This window comes from Nonomuraea maritima (assembly GCF_900100395.1).
Classification (GTDB): Bacteria; Actinomycetota; Actinomycetes; order Streptosporangiales; family Streptosporangiaceae; genus Nonomuraea; species Nonomuraea maritima.
In genome coordinates, this window is sequence record NZ_FNFB01000002.1 from 1 (window position 1) to 20877 (window position 20877).

A 20877-nucleotide genomic window follows, 5' to 3' on the forward strand; every position below is an offset into this window, starting at 1 on the left:
GGCCGACCGAGTCGATCATCGCTGCGGTGTGGGTGTCCTGGTGAGTGTCCACGCCGCCGGCGACTTCTGGCATCGGCGGGTTTTCGGGTGTAATGGAAGTCATCGTCGTCCTGTCGTCTTGACCGGGGGCAGGGCGGCACGCACCAGCCGGGCAACGCGGACAAGACAGTGATGGGGCCTCTGGCCAGGCTCCTATGAAGTCACGGGCGCCACGTCCGGTGAGTGCAGATGAGCGCCTCCCGGCCAGGGCCGACAGATCCCGTTGAGGACCCAAGGTCAGTCAGTCGCTGGGTCAGACCCTGGCGGGAGACGCTCATCTACATCATCACTGTCAGTCGCGGTAGCAGTCGGCCAGGGTGGTGAAGGCGGTCTTGGGTTCCCAGGGCATGTCCGGGTACGTGTCGCCGTTGCGGCCTTCGAGGACCTTGACGATGCCGAGGCTGGCCAGGTCGAGGTCGTGGCGGGGGTCGTCGGGGCGGTGCGGGTGGCTGTCGAGCGCGAAGAGGTACACGAAGGCGCTGTCGACGCCTTCCGTCTCGAAGATCTCCAGCAATTCGCTCAGGTAGGCGGCCTGGCCGGCCTCGTCGCGGACGTAGTGCCCGTTCAGCCCGACCGGGCGACCGGTCTCGTCGTGCTCGACGATCTCCATGCTGCGCGGTGCGACGTCGCCGGCGCCCCGCCAGGTCGCCGTGCCGAAACCGGTGATCGCGACCGGCATTCCCTGGGCGACCAGGTTGCGCACGCCTTCCTGGAACTGGTCGGCGACCTCGGCGGACCGGATGAGTTCGACCGACATGATGTCGAACATCGTCCAGTCGACGCGCTCGAACGGTATGCAGGCGTAGGTGAGCTTCCCTTGAAAACGCTCGCGTACCGCTGTGACGGCTTCGCGGAGGAAGTCGTCGAGGCGGGCACTCGTCTCGGCGAGCCGCTCGGCCCGGCCGTCGGGACGGCCCAGCAGCAGTCCGAGCCGCTCCTCCATGGTGTCGCCGGGCATGAACCCCCGGTTCATGATGCTCAACTCGACACCGGTGACGAACACGACGTCGGCACCCGTCTGACGGACGCGCTCCGCCCGCTCCGCGCAGTCGGCGAACAGCGCCGACATCTCGGTGGTCGTCAGTTGCAGCGGATAGGGCGAGAACCAGACCTCCAGCCCGAGTTCGGCGGCGCAGCGGGCGGCCAGTTCCAGCCGTTCCGGATCGCCGCCGACGATCTGGACGGCGTTGCAGTGCAGGTCGTCACGGATGATGGCCAGCTCCCGCCTGACCAGGTCGAGATCGAAGCGCTCACGGGAGATCTCGCCGTTCTGTACGAAGCCGGTGTCGTACGCGATGCCTTTGCCACGCATGGGTGTGTCCTTCCTGTCGGAGGGCCCGAACGCTAAAACAAAAGTTGCGGGTACGCAAGTTTGCGCGTACGCATTTGTCTGGCATGCTGGGACGGTGACGACACGACGGACGGGGCTGCGCGAGCAGAAGAAGCAGGCCACCAGGGAGGCGTTGCGCGAGGCGGCCCTGCGCCTGGCCCTGGAGCGCGGGCTGGAGAACGTACGCGTCGACGACATCGCGGAGGCCGCCGGGGTCTCGCCGCGGACCTACAACAACTACTTCTCCAGCCGCGAACAGGCGATCGTCGCCGCCGTCACCGCCGAGCGAGAAGCGCGAGTCGCGGCGGCTGTGGCTGCCCGGCCCGACGTCGGTCTCGCCGAAGCCGTGGTCGAGGCGATCGTGGAGCAGTACACCGACCCGGGGGAGAGCCATCGCGACGCGTTGCTGCTCATCACCGCCCGCCCCGCGCTGCGCGAGGCGTTCGTCGAGACTGCCGGAGCGGTCGAGCACCCTCTCGCCGACGTGATCGCCCGACGGCTCGGCGACACCGATGCGCACACCCCCCGTGTGCTCGCGGCGAGCGTGGCCGCCGCGATTCGGGTCGCACTCCACGCATGGGTACAGCCGTCCGCCGCGACCAGCGGGCTCGTCGTGTTGTCCGGCTCGCTGCCCGACCTGCTCCGCGCCGCCCTCTCACCCCTCGCACCCGCACTCGACGCGGCCGAACAACGAGCGCAACAGTGACTCGGAAGGTGCCCTGGAACCGCAGCGTGTCCTCCAGGTCGCCGCAGTTGTGCGTGAAGACCACACGGCCTGCCGGCACCTGGGCGATCGCGATGAACGGACGGTTTCAGCGTAGGGACTCCGGCACTGGCGATAAATGTCGGCGTTCGGCGGCTGGTGGCGGCTACCGTGCCCTCATGGATGGATGTGAGCGATTTGTGCGCTCAGGGTCGTTGCAGATCTGGACGGAGCGGGTCGGAGATCCCGGGCTTCCTGCTGTTCTGATGGTCATGGGGTCGGCTGCTCAGGGGGTCAGTTGCCCTGATGCGCTGGTCGGTCGGCTCGTCGAGCGCGGGGTGCAGGTGATCCGGTTCGATCATCGGGACACCGGTCGGTCCAGCGTTGTCGACTTCGACGCCCATCCGTACACGATCGCGGACATGGCTCGCGACTGCCTGGCCGTGCTGGACGGTCATGGACTCGGCTCCGCTCATGTGGCCGGCACCTCCCTGGGCGGCACGATCGCGCAATGGCTGGGCGTGCACGCGCCGGACCGGGTCCGGTCGTTGACCGTGATGTCCAGCTCGCCGATGGGGCACGATCCGCGTCCGGCGTGGGCACGGGCGCAGGCCGGGGAGCCGGCCGATCCTGATGATCTGCCGCCGCCGACGCCGGCGTTCCTCGAGCATGTGGCCGCCGAGCTGCCGCCGGGAGTGGAGTCCGACGTGGCCTTGTTCCGGGTCTTCAACGGTCCTGTTCGGCCGTTCGACGAGCCGGCCGCCCGGGCGATGCTGGAGCTGGCGCTGTCGCGGGCCACCGACCCGGCGGCCGCGGCCAACCATCGCAGGGCCGTGTGGATGGACGCCCCTGACCTGCACGCCCCGCTGTCGTCGATCACCGCGCCGACCTCGATCGTGCACGGCGACCAGGATCCGCTCCATCCGCTCGCTCACGGCGAGGCCCTGGCCGCCGCGATCCCGGGCGCGGAACTGCACGTCGTACCAGGGATGGGCCATGTCATGACATCACCCGGCCTGCCCGAGGAGGTCGCCGACCTGATTCGTCTGTGACTGTCTTCGCGCGGCCGCACGTTGTCAGGTCTGCAGGAGGTTGCGCACATGCCTGAGGACCGAGAACCAGGTCGACTCGGGGTGTTGCACGGCGGCGGTGTCGGCTCGGCGCATTCGGGACAGGAGTCTTCGTGCGGCGCCTTCGGGGTCGACGCCTTCGTCGGTGGCGGCCTCGGGGTCGTACTCGGGCCGTTCCTCCTCCAGCGCGTGGAGGAAGTACGCCAGCGTGTCGATGCTCGTGTTGAGCAGATGTGGAGAACCGTCCTCCGGGACGCAGTACACCACCCCCGTGACCGTGTCCACGACGACGTCGTCCAGGGCGATGCCTCCCAGGGACAGCCAGGCCGACATGTCGAACGGGCAACTCGGATACTTCAGGGCGACCGTCCGCCATGCGTCGCCGCCGATCCGCAGGTCGCCGTCGAGCAGGCGCTGGTCCGCCTCGAACCAGCCGTACCGGTCGGGCAGGCCGATCTCCCGCAGGAAGGTTTTGGTCGGCTCGTGCGCCATCGCGGCGAGTGCGTGGTCATCGAGGGTGACCAGTTCATCGGCGGGAAAAACGGTCTCCATCATGGTCCGGTCGATCAAGGGGCTCATGGATCGACATCCTCGCGCGACCCGTGCAGAAATTCTCAGTTCTGTCCCAGAATGGGGCTGTGACGAATACCGCCAAGGCACCCCCGATGCCGGGCACCCTCAAAGCGGCGCAGTTCATCATCACGCTCGAAGTGGTTCTCGGCCTGGTCGGGTTGGCGGTCACGATGGCTGGATTCTTTTTCGCCTTTGACTGGGGCATCCTTCCCGCGCTGATTCACGCCGCAGGAAGCACCGCTCTTTTCGGGTGGTTGCTGGGTCGATGGTCGAGCCGCCGCGTGTACGTGCGGTGGGCGATCATCGCCGCGCACCTGCTGGTGATCGGGGCCACCGTTCTCGACCTGGCGCTCTTCTCCACGGTGACCTGGCAGGCGATGGTCGGTCAGCACATCCTCACCTGGGCCGTCATCATCCTGCTGCTTCTGCCGTCGGCTGGGCGCTGGTTCAGCGGGCCTGCCTCCTGAGGGCTGGTTGTGGCAGGATCGCGGAATGCTACGACTCACCGATTTCATCATTGACTGCCCGGACACGATGAAGCTGGCGTCCTTCTACTCCGAGGTGACGGGCCGGCCGATCAAGGACGGCAGCGATGATTTCTGGGCCGGCATCAAGTTCGGCGACATCGAACTGGCATTCATCCGGGTGGACGACTACCGCGCTCCGCAGTGGCCCGACACCGAGCACCCCAAGCAGTTCCACCTCGACTTCGAAGTGGACGACATCGAGTCCGAGCAGCGCCGCCTCCTCGCACTCGGCGCCACGTTGCGGCAGGACAACATCGGCCCCGAGGGCTACGGCTGGCGGATCTACACCGACCCGATCGGCCACCCCTTCTGCCTGTGCCGCAACAAGGGCGTCATCTGGACGGACGAGGGCCCGACCTGGCCCAAGCGATGACGCGTCACGCGCAGCGCAGCAGGAACATGAATCCGTAGTCCATGTGGATCTGCTGGTGGCAGTGGAACAGCGACAGCCCCGGCTGGTCGGCGGTGAAGTCGAGGGCCAGGCTCTGGTAGCCGCCGAGCATCACCACGTCCTTGAGCAGGCCATGGACGGGAGTGCCGGCGATGTGGGTGACGTCGAAGGTGGCGCGGTGCAGGTGGAGCGGGTGGACGTCGTCGGTCGCGTTGTGGAAGCGCAACCGGTAGCGCCCGCCGCGCTCGACCCGCACGACGGGCCCGCCGGTGTGCATGTCGAACGCCTTGCCGTTCAGGGTCCAGACGTTGAAACCGTCGGCGGCGGCGTTGCGCTTCTCTATCAGCATGTCGACGACGTGGTCCGGCCGGACGGTCGGCGGGCCGGGCTGGGCGAAGGTGCGGTAGTCCCAGGTGAACTTGGGAGGGGCGGCCCATCGCGGGGTGCCGCGGTGGCCGGTGTACTGCACCACCGTCCCCATGCCGGCGTTGCGGTCGTCGTCGGACAGATCCCCGAGCACCCACACGCCGGGACGGTTCATCTCCACCACCGCGGACACCCGTTCTGCGGTGCCGATCCACAGCACCGGCACCTCGGCCTGGCGTGACACCGGGTTGCCGTCCAGCGCGACGACCCGGAAGGAGTGGCCGGGGAGGGCGAGGCTGCGGATCTCGGTGGCGCTGCCGTTGAGGACGTGGAACAGCACACGCTGCCCGGCCTTGACCTTGATCGGTTCACCGTGGCCCAGCTTGCGGCCGTTGATGCTGAAGGCGCTGTAGCCGACCTCGTAGCCGTGCGGCATGCCGCGCCGCAGGGAGTCGGCCATCGCGCTCTCGCCCTTCCGTCGCAGTTCCGGCACCGGGGAGCCGGCCAGGAAGTCCGACGCCATGTCCCCGCTGCTGCTGAAGGCGGGCTGGAACTCCTTCAGCACCAGGAAGACCTCCTGGTCGTACGCGCCGGGGTTGTCCTTGGGCTCGATGTAGACGGGCCCGACCTGGCCGCCGTACTGACCCTTGGACAGGTCGCCCATCGGCACCACGTGGGTGTGGTAGAAGCGGAAACCCGCAGGTCCGGGGGTGAACGACAGGCGGCGCATGCCGTGTGCCGGGATGTACGGGGTGCCTTCCTCCGCCGACCCGTCGACGCTGACGGGGACGATCTGGCCGTGCCAGTGCAGTTGCTCGGGGGTGTCCGTGTCGTTGTGGACGTCGACCACGACCGGGCGGCCCTCGGTGAACCGGATGAGCGGCCCGGGAAACCGGCCGTTGTAGGTCGTGGTGGAGATGATCGTGTCGGGCGCGAGCTCCACGAGCCCGGTTCCGATGCGCAGGGTGTGATCCGCCTTGCGGGACCCTGCGAACCCGGTGGTGGTCGCGGCGGCGGGAAGCGCCCTGGTCGCGCCTCCTGCCAGCAGGGCCGCGGCACCCATTTTGAGCACCTCGCGACGAGCGAACGACATGACCTAACTCCCTTGGGCACTCCTTGTCGCCTCGGCAGCGGCAGTTCGGTGGTGGGCTTCTGCCCGCTTCATAAAGCTTTTCGCCCCACATTACGACTGTGGGTAATCGGCGCAGGTGATGCCCCCCGGTCGCAAACTTGCGTGGATCGCAAGTTTGCGTAGCCCGCATCTTTGCGAGGCTCGCACTTTTAGGTAGAGTGGTCGTGTGGGGCTGAGGGAGCGTAAGAAAGAAGAGACCCGGATCGCGCTGAGCTGGGCGGCGATCAAGCTGACCGTCGAGCGCGGTTTCGACAACGTCAAGGTCGAGGACATCGCCGCCGAGGCGGGCGTCTCGCACCGCACGTTCAACAACTACTTCTCCAGCAAGGGTGAGGCGATCGCGGCCAGACACCTCGACCGGGCGGTGCAGATCGCCGACGAGCTGAGGTCGCGGCCCGACGACGAACCCCTCTGGGAGGCGATCACCAATGCCGTGTTCGCCAGGTTCGCGCTCGGCATGCAAGAACGTCCGGCCGACGAGCGCTGGATCGCCGGGGTCAAGCTGATGAGCGGGCATCCGGAGCACCGGGGCGAGTTCCTCAAGGCCCACGCGGCCGCGGTCGACGCGCTGGCCGCGGCGGTCGCCGAGCGCACCGGCACCGACGTCGACCGTGACCTGTACCCCCATCTGGTCGCCGGCGCGGTCGGCACCGCCATCCTCGCCGTCATCCATCTGTGGCTCCACGGCGACGCGCCGGCGCCGTTCGAGGAGCTGCTGCGCGACGCCTTCAGCCAGGTCGCCGCCGGCCTGCCCACGCCCTGACCTTTCCCCTCGACGATCCACCGGCCTGCCGTCGGTCGATCCGTCATGCCCTGAAGGAGTGCCATGATCACCGACGTCGTCATAGCGGGAGCCGGGCCCAACGGGCTGATGCTGGCCTGTGAGCTCGGTCTGGCCGGAGTCCGCGCCCTGGTCCTGGAGCGGTTGCCGGAGCGTACCCGGGAGAACCGCGCCAACGGCCTGGTCGGCCAGGTGGTACGGATGTTCGACCGGCGAGGCCTGTACGAGCGGCTCACCGGAACCCAGGGCCCGCCCGAGCCCGCTCCCGGATTCGTCTTCGGCGGGTTGCCGCTCGACCTGGGCGTCCTGGACGACAACCCCCTCCACCTGCTTCCTGTCCCGCAGCTCCGGATCGAGCAGATGCTGGAGGAACGGGCCGTCGAGCTCCACGCCGAGATCCGGCGCGGCCATGAGCTCACCGGGTTCACCCAGGACGCGGATGGCGTGACCGTCCAGGTCAGCGGGCCGGCCGGGCCGTACACGATCGAGACGCGCTACCTGGTCGGCGCCGACGGCGGGCACAGCGTCGTACGGAAACTGGCCGGGATCGCCTTCCCCGGCGTGACGACCGACCTGACGATCTCGCGCACCGCGCACGCCGTCGTGCCGGCCGAGCTCGTCGATCCGGCCACCGGCCGGCTCGACATCCCCGGGTACGGAACCATCCCGCCGTTCCTGCACCACCGGACCGAACGCGGGGTGTTCGTGTACGCGCCCCTCCCCGGCACCGGCACACCGCTGATCTCCACCATGGAGTGGAGCGGACAGGACCCCGAGGGGCCGCTCACGCTCGCCGAACTGCGGGCCAGCGTCCGCCGGGTGCTCGGCGCCGACATCGCCTTCGGCCCGCCCGACGGCCAGGGGCCGCACATGATGCGCAAGCTCACCGGCGGCAACACCCGCCTGGCCGGGCGTTTCATGGACGGCCGGGTGCTGCTGGTCGGCGACGCCGCCCACGTGCACTCGGCGATCGGCGGGCCCGGGCTCAACCTCGGCCTGCAGGACGCGGTCAACCTCGGCTGGAAGCTCGCGGCCGACGTGCGGGGCCTCGCCCCTGACGGCCTCCTCGACACGTACGAGTCCGAGCGGCGTCCGGCGGCCGAGCGGGTGGTGATGTCCTCGCGTGCGCAGTCCGCGCTGATCGGTCCGGGCAGCGAGGTCACCGGCCTGCGCGCATTGTTCACCGAACTCCTCGGCGACCCGCGCAACGTCGGCCGGATCGCCGACCTGATGTCGGGCGCCGACATCCGCTACGACGTGGGCGTCGACCATCCGCTGGCCGGCCGGTGGGCGCCCGACCTCGACCTCGCGGACGGCGTCCGGCTCGCCGAGCTGACCAGGGACGGCCGTCCGCACCTGATCGACTTCACCGGCGGCGACTGGGGACACCCCGCGACCGCGGGACTGCCCGGCTCCACGACGCCGTGCACGGCGCTGCTGCTGCGCCCCGACGGCTACGTGGCCTGGGCCACCGACGTCCCGGAGCCGGATGCCGAGTCCCGAGCGTCGCTCCGGGCGGCGATCCGACGCTGGCTGGACGCTAGTCGATGCGCAGCCGAGGGCTGCGCCGGAGGCCGATGAGGGCGAGGAGCTGGTCGATCATGTCGTCGAACAGCAGGTCGTGGTTGCAGAAGGCGAAGGACATGTGCTGGTGGACGGCCATGCTGACCAGGCCGTAGATCTGCCGCCAGCAGGTGATCATGAGGTAGATGACCCCGAGGGGGAGGTCGGGGTTCAGCGTCAGCCGATAGACCTCCAGCTGGCGACGTAGCGCCGGGGGGATCTCCTCGTCCGCGGGGTGCTTGAGCCCGATCTCGTTGTAGAGGCGGGTGAAGAGCTTGGCGAACAGCGCTCCGAGCCTCACCGGGATCACGTCGGCCACGTCGGCCTCCGACGCGGCCGTCCGGAACGAGGAGCCCATGAGCATGTCGAACGCCACGCGGTTGGCGACCGACCAGGTCATCACGGCACGGGTGGCGGCGTGCAGCTGGGCGCTGATGTCATCGGGGTCCTGACGTTCCACGGCCTCGCGCAACGCGTCGGTGAGCTCACCGGCCAGCTCGTCATAGACGGCCTGCACCAAGCCGTTCCTGCCGTCGAAATAGCGGTAGAGGGCGGGAGAGGTCACACCCAGTCGACGAGCGACGGCGGCAAGGGTCAGGCCCGCGAGCCCCTCGGTCAGTATGAGCTCGCGGGCCGCGGCCTTGGCGTCGCGTACGAGCTGCTCGCGCAGCACCTCACGCCGTGACGTGGTCTCGCTCATTCGGTCTCCTCGACTCAACTTTGCCGATCCAGCCATTCCACTTGCGCTTAAGCGGCTTCTCGGAGTTAATGGCCTTTACTTCATTACGGTACTTAGCCGCGCGACTGCTGCCTCAGGAGGCCTCGCATGGAAGTGAACTACAACAAGAGCACGATCCATGGCACTCAGACCTTCCAGGAGTATCGGGCGCCGGTGATCCAGCAGAACGGGCACGAAGCCCTGTACCGGCTGGAACAGGCGATCGGCCGGCTCGAGCGGCTCGTCGCGCAGGGCGCCGTGTCCGCGACGCAGGGACAGGAGGTGGCCGACGAGCTGCGTGCCGAGATCACGGAGGCGCGCACCACCAACCGGTTCAGCGGGCGACTCGCGAACGCCGGTAGGAAAGCGCTCGAACTCCTCCAGAACGCGGGCGGAGCCGCCGACGACATCACGAAGATCGGCGCCGCGGTCACCGTGATATCAGGAATGGTGCTGTGAGAGTCGACAACGTCGGCCACATCCACGGTGACCAGCACTACAACGAGTACAACTGGATCGTCCACGGGTCGGCGGACAACCTGGAGAAGGCGCACACCGCGTTCACCAACGGCGAGTACGGCAACGCCGAACGGTACTACCGCGAATATCTCGCGGAGGCCGCCGCCCCCTCGCCGGAGACCCTGGTGGAGTACGTCCTCGTGCTGCTCGGCCGGCAGCTTCCCCGCGACCACACGCCGGCGCGGGTGGCCGAGATACTCCGCGTGCTCGACGCCGCCCTGCGTTCGGAGTCGGCGCCGCCGTCCGCCGCCGCGCTCTGGTGCCTCATGGAGGAGGACCTCTGCCACGCCCAGCGACGTGCCCCTCACCCGGATCTGCCGCGGGTGCAGGACCAGGCGCTCGAAGTGGACCTCCAGGCGGCGCGGCTGATCTGTGAGCTGATCCCCCCGTGCGACTGTCCGACGTGGCGGATGCTGAACGCGTACCTCGCCGACGAGTCCGACGCGGCGCTCGACGACCCGGAGCCCGCAGAGCCCGAGGCCAAGCGCGAGAAGCACATGAAGACCTTCTTCGGCAAGGCGCCCCGCAGGCCCGCGTCGCGGCAGTTCACGCCTGAGGAGTTCCTGCCGCAGCAACTCGAGCCGATTTCCGGGTCTCCGCCGAACGGGCCGGCGATCGGGACAACGGCAGCGGCCGGTGCTCTCGTGTGGTGGCTGTCGTCGGGCTTTCTCTCCTTCCTGATCCTCGTGGGCGCTGTCTGGCTCGTCTCCAAGCTGGTGTCCATGCGGAACAATCACCGACGAATCGCCCGTACGAACGAGGAGATCGAACGCCGTAACGCCCAGGAACACACGGAGATCCAGCGCAGGAACGCCGAGTCGTACGAGGAGATCCAACGCGAGAACGCCCGGAGGACCGCCGCGTACAAGCGCAGGCTCGCTCGATACCGGCGGTGGCGGCCCTCCGCCGACCAGCTGGAGCAGTGGTTCCGGGCGGATCTGGAGGCGGCGCGGGCGAGGGCGCTGGACCGGCTGGGGCTGGTCGCCGGCCAGCTGGTCGACGAGACCGGCAGGGAACAGGCGCCCCTGGTGGTCACCGGGCCCGTACGCAACAGCCGGCTACGTCGTCGCGAACCGGGCGGTCCCCACTACCCCGACAGGTTCAGCGTCTTCGTGCTGGTGATGACGCAGCAGAAGGTCGGGGCGTACCAGGGAACGGTGGACTTCGTCACGGGCAGGCGGGGAGCTGTGGAGAAGACCTGCGAATTCCGTTACAAGGACATCGTGTCCATCTCCGTACGGTCCAGCCGCAGGGAACAGAAGGCAGGAAACCCGCCCGAATACACGGTCGTCGGTGACGATCAGGACCGGACGCTGGAAGTGCCTCTTGAGGAAGAGTTCGTCCTCATCGTGCCCGGTGACCGTTTCAGCGTGGTGACCACACTGATGGACGAACAGCACGACGAGTACTTCCGGCTGTACTCGCAGGCCGATCAGGCGCTCGCGGTCATCAGGCAACGGCTGCAGGGCTGACGGAAGATCTGCCGTTCGGCGGATAGGCGGGCGGCCGGGCACGTTCGAGGCTTGAGCCATGAGAGAACTCATGGCGCGGTGGCCCAGTTGGGTCGGATATGCGGCGGCCGGTTGGTCGTTGGGGTACGGGGTGCTCGGGCTGTTCTGGGCGCTCGGTGGTGGAGGGTTTCCCTTCGGTCGGGGCGATCCCGACTGGGAGCCCGGTCTGTCGGTGCTCGGGGAAGCCACCGGGGAGGGTGCGGCGCCGTTGATCGCCGTGCTCGGCGTGCTGGGGTCGCTCGCGGGGGCGGCGATCGCGCGCGGGGTGCGGCGGGGGCGGGCCGTGCTGCTGGGGTTCGCCTGGATCGCGGCGGTCACGCTGACCGTGGTGGTCACCGACAACCGGGTGCTGATGCTGGTGGCGTACGCGCCGGTGCTGGTGGTGTTCGCCTTCACCGGGGTGCCGGGCGGGCAGCCGATGTCGGACCTGGTGTCGTGGCCACGGGTCAACCTGTTCGTCGTCCTGGTGGGCGGGCTGCTGTGGGCGCTGGCCGCCCTGGCGTACCAGCGGCGTACGGCGGGTGTGTGCGTTCGGTGCGGGCGTGGCGAGGGCGATCCGGCGCGTTGGGCGACGGCTGAGGGGGCGCGCCGCTGGGGGGTGTGGGCGGTGGCGGTCGCGGCTGCCGTCCCCGCGCTGTACGAGGCCAGCCGCTTCGCGTGGGCCGCGGGCGTCCCGTTGGGGATCACCGAGGAGTTCTGGCAGTGGCTCGACCGGTCAGGGCTGCGCTGGGGCGGCCTGTTCCTCAGCCTCATGGGGCTCGCGGGTGCGGTCCTCACGCTCGGGCTCGTCCAGCGCTGGGGCGAGGTCTTTCCTCGCTGGGTCTGGTTCAGGGCCGGCAGGCCGGTGCCGCCGATGCTGGCTGTCGTCCCGGCGTCGTTCGTGTCGGTGATCGTGTTCTCGGGCGGGCTCGCCTACTGGCGGCTGCACGTGGCGAACGGGGCGCTCGGCGACTGGGACATGTGGGCGATCTGGGCGCCGTCACTGCTCTGGCCACTGTGGGGGGTCGCGCTGGCCGCCGCAACCCTGGCGTACTACCTGGCATGCCCCGCGCGCCACCACCGTGGAGGTCGAGATCCGTACGGCGGAGGATGTCCTGTGCGTGCGGGTGGCGGACGACGGCGGCGGCACGTCGCCCAGCGCGAGGCCCGGCGGGTACGGGCTGGCCGGCCTGGCCGACCTGCTGGCGGCGCGCGGTGGCGCGCTGGCGGCGGGCCCGCACGGGCGCGGCTGGCAGGTCAAGGTGGAGGTCCCGTTGTGACGGCCCCTACGCGGAGGACGGGAGCGGCATGACCACGCGGATCATCGTCGCCGACGATCAGGAGGACGTGCGGGTCGGGTTCCGGCGGATCCTCGACGCGCAACCGGACATGACGGTGATCGGCACGGCCGCCGACGGGACGCGGGCGGTCGAGCTGGCCCGTCATCTGCGCCCCGATGTGTTGCTCGCCGACGTACGGATGCCGGGCCTGGACGGGCTGGAGGTCACCAGGCGGCTCGCCGCCGAGACCCGCGTGATCGTCGTGACCACCTTCGACCTCGACGAGTACGTCCACACCGCGCTGCGCGACGGCGCGTGCGGCTTCCTGCTCAAACGCTCGGGCCCCGCCCTGCTGGTGGAGGCGGTCCGCGCGGCGATGGCGGGCGACACGCTGATCAGCCCCCAGGTGACGGTACGGCTGCTGCGCGGCCTGACCCGGCGGCCCTCGCCGCCGCTGGAGGACCCGCTCACGGCGCGGGAGCGGGAGGTCGCCCGCCTGGTGGCCCGCGGGCTCACGAACGCCGACATCGCCGCCGAGCTCACGATCAGTCCGGGCACCGTCAAGACGCACATCGCACACATCCAGCGCAAGGTGGGCGCGGCCAACCGGGTGGGCATCGCGGCCTGGGCGTGGAGCAGCGGCCAGGTGACCTGATGGGGGGGTCGTCCATGCATGGATCTGTCGTTGTACTGATTTGCATGCGTTTATCTGTCGTATTCATGGCTATATGTGACGTTTGTCTAGGTAATCTGGCCACACCGCGCCTGGGATTCGTGCACCTTGGGAGGCGCCCATGACGGGTGAGGACGCGCGAAGAGTCAGCGACTTGTCGCTGGGCGTCTTCGACTCTGCCCCGGTGGGCGTGGCCGTGTTCAGCGGGTCCGGTCATCGGCTGGTCTACATGAACGACTCGTGCCGGTGCATCGTCGGTGCCCGCCCGCACGGGGTGCCTGCCAGGGAGATGTTCCGTGACGTCACTCATGTCACGCTCCTCGACCGGGTCAGGTCGACGGGAGAGGACATCAGCCTGGACGAGGTCCCGCTCGACTACCGCGTAAGTCCGGTGATCGGCCAGAAGCGGTACGCCTCGGTCAGCATGTCGAGGATCCCGCTGGACGGCGGCGAGCACGGCGTGATGGTCATCGTGGCGGAGGCCGACCGTCAGGCGGAGTCCGGCTGGTGGGGCAGCTCCGTCGCCGACGAACGGCACCGCTTCCTGCAGCTTTACCTGAGCTTGGTCCAACTGGAGAAGCAGGCGCTCTGGGTGACCGATGCCAAGGGAGAGGTGTTCGAGCCGTGCCCGGGATGGGAGCGGCTCACCGGGCAGGCGTGGGAGGAGTACCGCGGCGCCGGCTGGCAGGACGCCATGCACCCCGATGACCGGCAGGCCGTCATCAGCCATTGGCTGGACACGGTCGACCGGAGGGGCTTGTGGGAGTACGTCTACCGGGTGCGAAGACCCGACGGCGCCTACCGGCACGTCCACACGCGCGCCGTGCCCGTGATCGAGGACGGCGAGGTGGTCGAGTGGGTGGGCGCGCTGACCGACATCGAGCAGGAGTGGCAGGAGGAACGCCGCAGGAAGCTGCTCGAGCGGGCCGCCACCGCCACCGCCCACCTCGGGAACCTGGACGACGTGCTGCGCACGCTGGTCGACGTCATCGTGCCCGCCCTGGCAGACGGGTGCGCCATCTTCCTGCTTCCGCAGTTCGAGAACGGGTCGATCTCGCCGCCGTTCGTCAGTGAGCGCCTCATCAGCTTCGCGCGGATGGGCAGTCCGCCGTCGACGGGCTCGCAGCTGATCGGGGAGGAGTGCGATTTCGTCGAGGTGATCAGGACCCGTCAGCCGATCCTGCGGATCTTCCCCAAGGGACAGCCGCCGCCGGGCAGCGTCCCGCCGGGAGGCGAGCAGTGGGCGATCGCCGAGCAGGCCAACAGTCTCGCGCTGGTGCCGGTGATCGTGGACGGCACGGTTGCGGCAGTGGTGCACGCCGTGGTCGTCGGCGACCGTGAACGGCTCACCGCGGCCGACGTCGAGCTGCTCGGCCGGATGCTCGACCACGCGCACACCCACCTCAACAACGCCGTGCGCTTCCAGCAGACCCAGCGCGTGGCCCTGGCGCTGCAGACCTACCTGCTCCCCGACCCGCCGCAGGTGCCGGGGCTGGAGATCGTCGGACGGTACCGGGCCAGCACGAGCGCCTCGGAGATCGGCGGCGACTGGTACGACATGTTCGTCACACCGGACGGTTCCACGATCCTGTCCGTCGGCGACGTGGCCGGGCACCATCTGTCGGCGGCGGTGACGATGAGCCAGCTGCGCAACATGCTGAGAGGGCTGGCGATGGACCGCAGGGAGCCCCCCGGCGACATCCTGCGCCGCCTGAACGTCGCCACTGAGCTGCTGAACGGCGAGCACACGGCGACCTGCGTCCTCGGCCGTCTGGAGGGCGGCGCCGGGAGCCGCGTGCTGTGCTACTCGGTGGCCGGCCACCCGCCGCCCCTGCTCATCACCTACGAGGGTGAGGCGCGCTTCCTCACCGGCGCCGTCGACCCCATGCTGGGTGTGGCCTACGACCGGCCGAGGACCAGCTCCGTCGAGCCGCTTCCCCCGCGCAGCATGCTGCTGTTCTACACCGACGGCCTGGTGAAGGTGCCGGGGGAGCATCTGGACGTGGGGCTGGAACGGCTCCGCCGCGCCGCCACCTGCCTGGCCCGCGAGCCCCTGGAGGCCCTCTGCGACAAGCTGTTGCAGATGCCGATGGCGGGCCAGGACGACATCGCCCTGCTCGCCGCACGCGCGGCCCGCCAGGACTGACTCAGGCGCGGTGCGCGGCCTCGGTACGGGACCGCAGGCCGGACAGGATCAGGTCGGCCACCACGTCGGCGTGCTCGGCCACCGCCTCCGCCGACGCCGGGTCGCCCGGGCCGATGCGGCGGGCCAGCGCGGGCATGCTGAAGGGCGCGGCCGCGCCGTGCGCGACGAGGAAGTGCAGCGTACGGACGGGGATCGGGGCGATGACCCCTTCGTCGATCAACCGCTGCAGCGGCGCGGTCAGGGCGGCGAGCAGCGGCGCCACGTGGTGCTCGTACAGGTGGTCGAGGCGGGGGCTGTCGGCGATGCCTTCGACGGTGATGAGGCGCAGGACCTCGGGTCGTTCGGCGTGGACGATGACGAAACGGCGGATGATCCGGCGCATCTGCTCGAGCGGACCGCCCTCGACGTCGTCGAGCTCGGGCAGCAGGCGGGCGGCCAGGTCGCCGAAGGCCCAGTCGACCGTGGCGTACCACAGCATCTCCTTGGAGCCGAAGCGCTGGTGGACGAGGTTGTGGCTGACGCCCAGCTTCCGGTTGAGCGCGGCCACCGACGCGCCCTCGTAGCCCTTGTCGGCGAACATCCGCAGTGCGGCCGCCAGGATCAGCTCGGGAGGGGCCGGACACTGCGACGCCGGAGGGCGGCCGGCCCGCGCCTTCGGGTGGCTCATGACGATCAACCTACCGTTGCTCAGAGGCTTAATAGCTCTCAGCATTCCGGGCATTTCTGCCCAGAAGGTCCGTGACGGTGTCACCATGGCGCGAGTTGCGCGTCGGTGTCCTGACGACGGTCTCTCGCTTCCTCCCGCCGCTGCCGCGGCGGGGTTGCGCCACCTGCCCGCCCCGCACTCGTGGCGGGAAGGGCGGTGCGGTGGCGTTCGGGCGTGCAGCGGCAGTTTGGCTTTCACCGCGCCGCAGCCCGAACAGGTCTTGGAGGACGGATACCAGCGGTCGGCGACGACCAGCGTGCCACCGGCCCACGCCGTCTTGTAGGCGAGCCGGCGGCGGATCTCGCCGAACCCGGCATCGGCGATCCGCCGGGCCAGACGCCGGTTGGTGAGCATGCCGGCGACGTTCAGATTCTCGACGACCACCGTGCCGTACTCGCGGGTGATGGTCGTGGTGAGCTTGTGCAGGGCGTCGGCGCGCAGGTTCGTCACCCGGTGATGCAGTGTGTTGCGGGCGGCGTTGGCCTTCTCCCAGCGTCGTGACGGCGCCTGTCCGGTACGCCGGTCGGGGCCCTGGCGGCGAGAAACGATGCGGGAGGCGCGGCGCAACCGCTTGCGCGCCCGTTCGTGATGCTGGGGGTTGGGGACGGTGCGTATCCGGCCTGTGGTGTCGGCCATCACGGCCAGGGCCTTCACGCCGAGGTCGACGCCGACGGCGACGTCGGGGCGGGCCGCGCGGGTGATCTCCCGCGCCACCTCGACCTGGAACGAGACGTGCCAGCGGCCGCGCTCGTGCCGGACGGTCGCTGACAGGATCCGCGCGGTGCCGGCCGCGATGCGGTCGCGCAGCCCGTCAGTGCGCTCATGCACCCGTATGGTGCCCAGACGCGGCAGGGTGACGTGCCGGCCGTCGGCGTCGACGCGGATGGTGCCGGTCGTGAACCGGCACGCCATTCGAGCTTTCCGCTTGGCCTTGAAGCGCGGCATCCCGACCCGCTTGCCCCGCCGCTTGCCCTGCTTGGACGCGCGGTAGCTGTCGAACGCCGCGGCCGCGTTGGCCAGGCCGGTGTTGTAGGCCTCTTTGGAGTTGTCCGTCCACCAGCCGGCGAACCGGGGATCGGTGTGCTTGACCTGGTTGAACGCCTTACGCAGCGCGGGCAGCGACCACGGCCGCCACGGTGTCAGCCCGGCCTCGCAAACGCCGTAGCTCTGCTCGGCCGCGCGCTGCCACCACGAGGCGGTCACCCACGCGACAGCCCAGTTGTAGGCGGCGCGGGCGGCGCCGCAGTGCGAGCGCAGCGCCGCCTCCTGCGCGGCATTCGGATCCAGAGCGAAGCGGTAGGCCTGCACCACGAACCCGGGCCGCGGCTCGAACCGCTTCACTCGCCGGCCTCGCCGGTCGCCACGGCCACCGCGCGGGCGGCCCTGGTTTCGGCCGCCCGCCGCCCGTACAGGCGGGCGCACATCGAGGTGAGCACCTCGGTGATGTCGCGCACCAGATCGTCAGTGGTCTCGGAGGTGTCGGTGGTCTCGGAGAGGTCGAGGACGACCAGACGCCGCCCGGACTGGGACAGGACCGCTTCGAGCTGCTCGACACCGAACCGGGCCAGCCGGTCACGGTGCTCGACCACGATCACCGCCGCGGACGGATCGGACAGCAGCCGGTGCAGCTTGCCGCGCCGGCCGGTCAGCCCCGAACCGACCTCGGTCACGACCTCAGCGACCGGCAGGCCGAGCCCGGTGGCTCCCTGGACCACGCGGGCCACCCTGGCGGTCAAGATCTGCTCTTTGGTCCGCCGACGAGACCCGGCAGTACGCCACGACCCGGCCGGACGCCTCCGGGGCGAGCTCATCGACCAGCCACGTACCGGACAGCGTCTGGCGTACCGGGACCGGCATACGGCCCTGTTTCGCCCATGTCCATGCGGTCTTGTAGTGCACGCCATGACGCGCCGCCCACGCAGGTAACGTCACGGGTTCAAGATAGCTGAGAGTGACTGGTAGTCACTGATGAATCACGCAACAGATGTCACCCCCTGGAAGTTGACGGCCATCAACATGTATATATTGATACCCGTCAACATAAGTACGTGCATGTCAACGAGGTTTCCTCCCGTTCAGGAGGAGTTTCCTTGACCGCCGAACATGATGTCTGCGAGACGCGCCCCCACGTCCCCTACGGACACCGGTGTGACACAGCGCGACCATGAGAAGTGAGTCACTGTGACAGTCCTGCAGACGCCTGCCGAAGAGCTGACGGAGATCGACGGCTACCACGTGGTGGGACGGCTCGGCTCGGGTGGCCAGGGCGACGTCTTCCTCGGTGAGTCGTCCGGCGGCGGGCGGGTCGCCATCAAGGTGCTGCACTCGTGCGTCGCGGCCGACTCCCACGTCAGGAACGGGTTCTGGTGCGAGGCGGAGATCGCCGAGCGGGTGGCCGCCTTCTCCACCGCCCGGGTGCTCGACACCGGGTTCGCCGGGGAACGCCCGTACATCGTCAGCGAGTACGTGCCGGGGCCGTCGCTGGACGCGCTGGTCAGGGACGACGGGCCGCGGACCGGCGGCGGGCTGGAGCGGCTCGCGGTCACCACGCTGACCGCGCTGGCCTCGATCCACGCCGCCGGGATCGTGCACCGCGACTTCAAGCCGGCGAACGTGATCATGGGCCCTGAAGGCCCTGTGGTGATCGACTTCGGCATCGCCCTCGCGGCGAACACCGCCGCGAACAGCGTCGAGCCCATGGGCACGCCGGCGTACATGTCGCCTGAGCAGTTCGACGACAAGCCGCTCACCCCCGCCTCCGACATGTTCTCCTGGGCGGGCACCATGGTCTTCGCGGCGACCGGGCGGCCGGCGTTCGCCGAGAGCACCGTGCCGGCCACACTCAACGCCATCTTCCACAACGAGCCCGACCTCTCCGGCGTGCCGCAGCCGCTCCGGCGGCTGCTGGCGGCCTGCCTGGCGAAGGACCCGGCGGCTCGCCCGTCGGCCGTGGACGCCCTGTGCGAGCTCATCGGCAGCGGCCCCGGCGTCCCGGCCGCCTACCGGCCGAGGCGCAGCCGTCGCCCCGAGACGTCCGCCCGCCGCCACCGCCGCACCCGTGCGGCGGGCCGGCACGCGGGGGTGCCCGCCCACACGATGCCCAGCATCCCCCGGCCGCGCCGGCGTCACGGCCTCGCGGCCCTGGTCAGTGGCGTGGCCCTGGCGTTGACCGCCGGTACGCTGCTCCTCGCCTCAGGGCTCGGGTCCCCGGCCGACGCCGACGACCACAAGGCGCCGGCGGCCGTCTCGGAGTGCTCGGTCCACCTCCCGACCGGCTGCGGTGAACAGGCGAGCGCACCCAGATGACCAGGCGACCGGCACGGCTCAGCAGTTGAGCTCGGCGGTGGTCCTGGGCCTGCCCGAGGCGTCCAGCGTGACGGGGAACGTACGGCCGTCGGTCACGCGTACCTCCACCGAGGCAGGTCCCGTCCAGGTGACCGCGTCGAAGGCGTCGGACGGGTCATCGTCGTCGAAGCAGCCGAGATGCCACTCCTTGCTGAGGAACCCGTCGTCCTTGCGGACGCTGAGCCACGTCACCTGGTCGGGCCCGAGGCCACCTGTCGACTCCCGCAGCCGGATGCTGTACGGGCCAGGCCCCTCGACGTACCCGACCTCCTTCGCGGCGGTGAACGCGGTGACGACCAGCCCGCCGAGCAGCGTGACGCACCCGCCCAGCCCCGCGAGGATGATGACCGTCGTACGCAGCCACGCCCACCGCAGCCCGAGCGCGGCCAGTACCGTCAGCGTGCAGGCGAGCAGCCCGAACGCGAACGGGTGATTCAGGTGCTCCCGCAGGAGCACCAGGTCGGAGTCCCCGAAGTCGAGCGCGAGAACGGCGGGCACGCCCAGGCAGAGCGAGGCGACCAGCAGCACGATCGAACGGGCGGACATCGCGATTCCCCTCGAAGAGGCACCTTCCCGATCATGACGGACCCCACCGCCACGCCGCCACCCCCGATCATGACGCCGTCGAGAACGGTGCTGCGTGGGCACCGGCGCGGCGAGGCCCTGTCGTCGTGTGGCGATTTCGGGGCCGTGTTCACCGTTCCCGGGCGGCTGACGCCGAGATCTGCGTCGGCGTGCGTCCGAGCTCCTCCTCCAACTCGCCGACCACCCTGGCCGCCTGGGCTGCGAGGCGCTGACGGTGGCGGGCGAGCTCCTCGCCGAATCGTCGCGCGGCCGGACCGACCCACACCGCCGATCCGGAGAACTGCCGGTACGGCTCGTCCAGGGCCGTCTCGAGCTGCGTCGCCAGCTGCCGGACGCGGGCGAGCGCCTGTCGCAGCTCCTGGTGGCGCGGGTTGTCCACGAGAGGTTCCGTCATTCGGGTGTACCCATCTCCGCGATATCCCTCCACGACAGGCTGCTCGGTTGCAGTATGAGAGCGACGAGAGCCCGACCCTGATCGGAGGCGGTTCCATGACGTCCGTACGCCTCGGTGCGCTGGCCGTGTCGGCTCTCGTCCTCGTGACGGCGTGCACCGGGTCCGGGACGGACACCGGGCCCACCGCGGCGCAGGCGGGCAAGACGCTCGAAGCGCACATCACCCAGCTCATGAGCCGAAGCGGGCTGCGGGACGTCGAGGTCACTGACCCGGGCGGCAAGGACCTGCCCTGCGCCGACGGCGGCACCAAGCGGACGTACGGCGCCAGGTCGACGTTCGAAGGCGGAGGCGAAGGCCTTGTGCTGGAGATGACCGGGAGACTCACCTCCACCTGGGGCTACAAGGTCGACATGGCCGCCGCCACCACCGCACGCAAGACGGTTTTCAAGCTCCCGCCCTCCCGCACGACCATCACGGTCGACGTGCCGTCCGAGTACGAGGTCACCGTGGTGGGTGAGACGGACTGCGTTCCTGCTCGCGGCTGAC

General features: G+C 69.7%; 20 protein-coding genes and 1 pseudogene. 13 read left to right on the plus strand and 8 right to left on the minus strand.

Translation table 11 applies throughout. The annotated features are described in order from the left end of the window. Positions 1–331: 331 nt before the first annotated feature. Positions 332–1351, minus strand: coding sequence for a glycoside hydrolase family 113 protein (locus BLR04_RS03605; protein WP_090759586.1), 1020 nt, complete (start codon positions 1349–1351; stop codon positions 332–334). Between the two features lie 94 nt (positions 1352–1445). On the opposite strand from BLR04_RS03605, the gene BLR04_RS03610 reads away from it, so the two are divergent. Continuing rightward, entirely contained in the window at positions 1446–2075 is a 630-nt protein-coding gene (locus BLR04_RS03610) for a TetR/AcrR family transcriptional regulator (protein ID WP_245740006.1), read from the plus strand. Positions 2076–2338: 263 nt separating this feature from the next. Next, positions 2339–3124, plus strand: coding sequence for an alpha/beta fold hydrolase (locus BLR04_RS03615; protein WP_281191313.1), 786 nt, complete (start codon positions 2339–2341; stop codon positions 3122–3124). A gap of 24 nt (positions 3125–3148) precedes the next feature. Here BLR04_RS03615 and BLR04_RS03620 read toward each other — a convergent pair whose 3' ends face one another. Further along, positions 3149–3721 (minus strand): SUKH-4 family immunity protein, encoded by a 573-nt coding sequence (locus BLR04_RS03620; RefSeq protein ID WP_090759592.1) that lies wholly within the window; start codon positions 3719–3721, stop codon positions 3149–3151. 59 nt (positions 3722–3780) lie between these two features. Between BLR04_RS03620 and BLR04_RS03625 the strand changes: the two genes are divergently transcribed. Together BLR04_RS03625 and BLR04_RS03630 are read left to right on the plus strand one after the other, a co-directional pair. After that, a complete protein-coding gene (locus BLR04_RS03625; RefSeq protein ID WP_143021947.1) occupies positions 3781–4182 on the plus strand; it encodes a hypothetical protein in 402 nt (133 codons plus the stop codon). 25 nt (positions 4183–4207) lie between these two features. Beyond that, positions 4208–4615 carry a VOC family protein gene (locus BLR04_RS03630; protein ID WP_090759596.1) on the plus strand — a complete coding sequence of 136 codons (408 nt, stop codon included), beginning with the start codon at positions 4208–4210 and terminating at the stop codon, positions 4613–4615. Positions 4616–4619: 4 nt separating this feature from the next. Here BLR04_RS03630 and BLR04_RS03635 read toward each other — a convergent pair whose 3' ends face one another. Continuing rightward, complete coding sequence (locus BLR04_RS03635; RefSeq protein WP_090759599.1) at positions 4620–6092, minus strand: multicopper oxidase family protein; 1473 nt, start codon at positions 6090–6092, stop codon at positions 4620–4622. 205 nt (positions 6093–6297) lie between these two features. Between BLR04_RS03635 and BLR04_RS03640 the strand changes: the two genes are divergently transcribed. Together BLR04_RS03640 and BLR04_RS03645 are read left to right on the plus strand one after the other, a co-directional pair. Continuing rightward, positions 6298–6894, plus strand: coding sequence for an acyl-CoA-like ligand-binding transcription factor (locus tag BLR04_RS03640; RefSeq protein ID WP_176902916.1), 597 nt, complete (start codon positions 6298–6300; stop codon positions 6892–6894). 63 nt (positions 6895–6957) lie between these two features. Then, positions 6958–8493, plus strand: coding sequence for an FAD-dependent monooxygenase (locus BLR04_RS03645; protein ID WP_090759601.1), 1536 nt, complete (start codon positions 6958–6960; stop codon positions 8491–8493). Here the strand turns inward: BLR04_RS03645 and BLR04_RS03650 are convergent. Next, on the minus strand, positions 8453–9175 hold the full coding sequence (locus tag BLR04_RS03650; protein WP_090759604.1) for a TetR/AcrR family transcriptional regulator: 723 nt from the start codon (positions 9173–9175) through the stop codon (positions 8453–8455). The genes BLR04_RS03645 and BLR04_RS03650 overlap by 41 nt on opposite strands. A 126-nt stretch (positions 9176–9301) precedes the next feature. Here BLR04_RS03650 and BLR04_RS03655 point away from each other — a divergent pair, with 126 nt between their 5' ends. The 5 genes from BLR04_RS03655 to BLR04_RS03675 all read left to right on the plus strand — a co-directional run bounded on the left by BLR04_RS03655 (position 9302) and on the right by BLR04_RS03675 (position 15301). After that, positions 9302–9652, plus strand: a complete 351-nt coding sequence (locus BLR04_RS03655) for a hypothetical protein (protein ID WP_090759606.1) — start codon at positions 9302–9304, stop codon at positions 9650–9652. After that, on the plus strand, positions 9649–11184 hold the full coding sequence (locus tag BLR04_RS03660; RefSeq protein ID WP_090759608.1) for a hypothetical protein: 1536 nt from the start codon (positions 9649–9651) through the stop codon (positions 11182–11184). Before BLR04_RS03655 ends, BLR04_RS03660 begins: the two co-directional genes overlap by 4 nt. A gap of 58 nt (positions 11185–11242) precedes the next feature. Next, positions 11243–12514: an NYN domain-containing protein gene (locus tag BLR04_RS03665; RefSeq protein ID WP_143021948.1), complete on the plus strand. Its 1272-nt coding sequence runs from the start codon at positions 11243–11245 to the stop codon at positions 12512–12514. Then, the gene (locus BLR04_RS03670; RefSeq protein WP_090759613.1) at positions 12511–13137 is read left to right on the plus strand and encodes a response regulator; all 627 of its coding nucleotides are present in this window, start codon (positions 12511–12513) and stop codon (positions 13135–13137) included. Before BLR04_RS03665 ends, BLR04_RS03670 begins: the two co-directional genes overlap by 4 nt. Positions 13138–13276: 139 nt before the next feature. Next, the gene (locus BLR04_RS03675; protein ID WP_090759617.1) at positions 13277–15301 is read left to right on the plus strand and encodes a SpoIIE family protein phosphatase; all 2025 of its coding nucleotides are present in this window, start codon (positions 13277–13279) and stop codon (positions 15299–15301) included. Position 15302: 1 nt separating this feature from the next. Here the strand turns inward: BLR04_RS03675 and tnpB are convergent, their stop codons facing one another. Further along, on the minus strand, positions 15303–17348 hold the full coding sequence (gene tnpB, locus BLR04_RS41210) for an IS607 family element RNA-guided endonuclease TnpB (RefSeq protein WP_218128711.1): 2046 nt from the start codon (positions 17346–17348) through the stop codon (positions 15303–15305). Then, a pseudogene (locus BLR04_RS03690) lies at positions 17345–17939 on the minus strand (IS607 family transposase). Before BLR04_RS03690 ends, tnpB begins: the two are co-directional and overlap by 4 nt. Before the next feature lie 249 nt (positions 17940–18188). On the opposite strand from BLR04_RS03690, the gene BLR04_RS03695 reads away from it, so the two are divergent. Further along, entirely contained in the window at positions 18189–19313 is a 1125-nt protein-coding gene (locus BLR04_RS03695; RefSeq protein WP_090759620.1) for a serine/threonine-protein kinase, read from the plus strand. An 18-nt stretch (positions 19314–19331) separates the two neighbouring features. On the opposite strand, the gene BLR04_RS03700 is transcribed toward BLR04_RS03695, so the two are convergent. Next, positions 19332–19898 carry a hypothetical protein gene (locus BLR04_RS03700; RefSeq protein ID WP_090759622.1) on the minus strand — a complete coding sequence of 189 codons (567 nt, stop codon included), beginning with the start codon at positions 19896–19898 and terminating at the stop codon, positions 19332–19334. A 148-nt stretch (positions 19899–20046) separates the two neighbouring features. Beyond that, positions 20047–20331 carry a hypothetical protein gene (locus tag BLR04_RS03705; protein ID WP_143021949.1) on the minus strand — a complete coding sequence of 95 codons (285 nt, stop codon included), beginning with the start codon at positions 20329–20331 and terminating at the stop codon, positions 20047–20049. 47 nt (positions 20332–20378) lie between these two features. Here BLR04_RS03705 and BLR04_RS03710 point away from each other — a divergent pair, with 47 nt between their 5' ends. Next, entirely contained in the window at positions 20379–20876 is a 498-nt protein-coding gene (locus BLR04_RS03710) for a hypothetical protein (RefSeq protein ID WP_090759626.1), read from the plus strand. Position 20877 lies beyond the last annotated feature (1 nt).

Coding starts and splice junctions, on each gene's coding strand:
- BLR04_RS03605 (WP_090759586.1), bottom strand. CDS start 1,351: ATGCGTGGCAAAGGCATCGCGTACGACACCGGCTTCGTACAGAACGGC.
- BLR04_RS03615 (WP_281191313.1), top strand. CDS start 2,339: ATGGTCATGGGGTCGGCTGCTCAGGGGGTCAGTTGCCCTGATGCGCTG.
- BLR04_RS03620 (WP_090759592.1), bottom strand. CDS start 3,721: ATGAGCCCCTTGATCGACCGGACCATGATGGAGACCGTTTTTCCCGCC.
- BLR04_RS03630 (WP_090759596.1), top strand. CDS start 4,208: ATGCTACGACTCACCGATTTCATCATTGACTGCCCGGACACGATGAAG.
- BLR04_RS03635 (WP_090759599.1), bottom strand. CDS start 6,092: ATGTCGTTCGCTCGTCGCGAGGTGCTCAAAATGGGTGCCGCGGCCCTG.
- BLR04_RS03645 (WP_090759601.1), top strand. CDS start 6,958: ATGATCACCGACGTCGTCATAGCGGGAGCCGGGCCCAACGGGCTGATG.
- BLR04_RS03650 (WP_090759604.1), bottom strand. CDS start 9,175: ATGAGCGAGACCACGTCACGGCGTGAGGTGCTGCGCGAGCAGCTCGTA.
- BLR04_RS03655 (WP_090759606.1), top strand. CDS start 9,302: ATGGAAGTGAACTACAACAAGAGCACGATCCATGGCACTCAGACCTTC.
- BLR04_RS03665 (WP_143021948.1), top strand. CDS start 11,243: ATGAGAGAACTCATGGCGCGGTGGCCCAGTTGGGTCGGATATGCGGCG.
- BLR04_RS03670 (WP_090759613.1), top strand. CDS start 12,511: ATGACCACGCGGATCATCGTCGCCGACGATCAGGAGGACGTGCGGGTC.
- BLR04_RS03675 (WP_090759617.1), top strand. CDS start 13,277: ATGACGGGTGAGGACGCGCGAAGAGTCAGCGACTTGTCGCTGGGCGTC.
- BLR04_RS03700 (WP_090759622.1), bottom strand. CDS start 19,898: ATGTCCGCCCGTTCGATCGTGCTGCTGGTCGCCTCGCTCTGCCTGGGC.
- BLR04_RS03705 (WP_143021949.1), bottom strand. CDS start 20,331: ATGACGGAACCTCTCGTGGACAACCCGCGCCACCAGGAGCTGCGACAG.